The following is a 1,840-nucleotide window of genomic DNA, read 5'->3' as shown; positions in this document are numbered from 1 at the left end:
GGACTCCGCGTGTTCTCGCGGTACGGGACGAAGGCGCCGGGCCGCACGCTCCGCCCGCCGGTCTCCCGCTCGTGGAGTCCGCCGACGCGGTCCGGGTCGAGCGGGTACTCGGGCCGCCGGTGGCCGAAGCCGATCCCGACCACGACACCGGTGCCGCCCGCGATCGGCACAGCGGTGGGGTGCCCGGCCTGCGCGGCGGGCGCCTCCTCCCGGCTGGCAGGGCGAAGGAAGTCCATGACCGGCTCTCTTCTTCGTCTCGTGAGTCGTGCGGATTGAGCCAATCCGTGCGTGGCGGGCGCGGCTCGTTCATGTGCTGTTCACGTGGAGTGGACTCAGTAGACCGCCCGGTACTCCGGCCCGGTCAGTCACCGAAACCATGAAGGAGTTGGCTGGCCAAGGCAGGCATCTTGTAGATTCGTATGAACAGAGGCCATCGGTAACCTCTCCGATTTCCCGGGGAAACGCGGGAAACGGCGCGGAGGACCGCATCACGCCTCCCCGGGCGTCCGGTTCCGGCTGCCCCGGGACGGCCCCGGCCCCCCTTCCAAGATTCATCGTAGGTTTCGAGACAAAGAACGGCGGCGACGAGATGCGGCTGCGCGCACTGCTGGACACCGATGCGCTGGGCCTGCGGCTGCTCGGCGGCGAGGACGAGCTGGACCGCGCGGTACGCGGGGTCATGACCACCGACCTGCGCGACCCGAGCCGCTACCTCTCCGGCGGCGAGCTGGTGCTGACGGGCCTCGCCTGGCGCAGGGACGCCGCGGACTCCGAGCCTTTCGTGCGCATCCTGGCCCAGGCCGGGGTGGCGGCGCTCGCGGCCGGCGAGGCGGAGCTGGGCGATGTGCCGGAGGACCTGGTGCTGGCCTGCGCCCGGCACCGGCTGCCGCTGTTCGCGGTGCACGAGTCGGTGGCGTTCGCCACGATCACCGAGCACGTGGTCCGGCAGGTCTCCGGCGAGCGGGCCGGGGACCTGGCCGCGGTGGTGGACCGGCACCGGCGGATGATGACCTCGGGCCCGGCGGGCGGCGGCCCGGACGTGGTCCTGGATCTGCTCGGCTCCGACCTGGACCTGCGCGCCTGGGTGCTCTCCCCCACCGGCCGGCTGATCGCCGGCTCCAAGGTGGCGGGCCCCGCGCTGCCCGCCGAGACCTGCACCCGGCTGGCCGCCGAGCACCTGGCGGCCAGCCGCACCGGCCGCCGCGGCCCGCACCGGGTCCATGCGCACGGCACCACCTACTCCCTGTTCCCCATCCGCTCCTCCGGCCGCTCCCCGCAGGCCGCCCGCGATGTGCGGGAGACGGTGCTGTCGGACTGGCTGCTGGCGGTGGAGGCGGACGCGGGCGACTGGCCCGGGGAGCGGCTGGACCTGCTCCAGGGCGTCACCCAGCTGATCGCCGTCGAACGCGACCGCAGGGACGCGGCCCGCACGGTCCGGCGCCGGCTCGCCCAGGAGGTGCTGGAGCTGGTGCAGACCGGCGCCGCGCCCGCCGAGATAGCCGCCCGGCTCCGGGTGGCGGCGCCGGTGCTGCTGCCCGGGCTCGGCGCGGCCCCGCACTGGCAGGTCGTGGTGGCCCGCGTGGAGTGGGAGGGCGGCCACCAGGTCGACGGCGGCCCGGTCGCCCAGTCGTTGCTGGAGGAGGTGCTGGTCGACCCGCTGGCGACCGGTCCGGAGCACTCCGACCGGATCGCCGTCGCGCACACCGGGGACGAGGCGGTCGCGCTGGTCCCGCTGCCCTCGGTCGCCGCCGAGCACGACGGCTCGGAGGCCGGGCTGCTCGCCGACTCCCTGCTCCAGGCGGTGCGCGAGCCGCTGTCGGCGGGCCTGGACGACGACGGC

At 74.7% G+C, this 1,840-nt stretch carries 2 protein-coding genes; one reads left to right on the top strand and one right to left on the bottom strand.

Annotation, left to right across the window (positions count from 1 at the left end; translation table 11 throughout):
* On the bottom strand, nucleotides 1-236 hold a 236-nt coding region (locus H5J33_RS33685), incomplete at its 3' end, for an FAD binding domain-containing protein (RefSeq protein ID WP_181798476.1).
* A gap of 353 nt (nucleotides 237-589) precedes the next feature.
* Between H5J33_RS33685 and H5J33_RS33680 the strand changes: the two genes are divergently transcribed.
* The coding region (locus tag H5J33_RS33680) for a PucR family transcriptional regulator ligand-binding domain-containing protein (protein ID WP_181798475.1) at nucleotides 590-1,840 on the top strand (1,251 nt) is incomplete at its 3' end.

The organism is Streptomyces sp. WELS2, assembly GCF_013870595.1.
GTDB lineage: Bacteria > Actinomycetota > Actinomycetes > Streptomycetales > Streptomycetaceae > Streptomyces.
The sequence above is the reverse complement of the archived record's forward strand: the minus strand, read 5'-3'. Positions and strand labels throughout refer to the sequence as shown.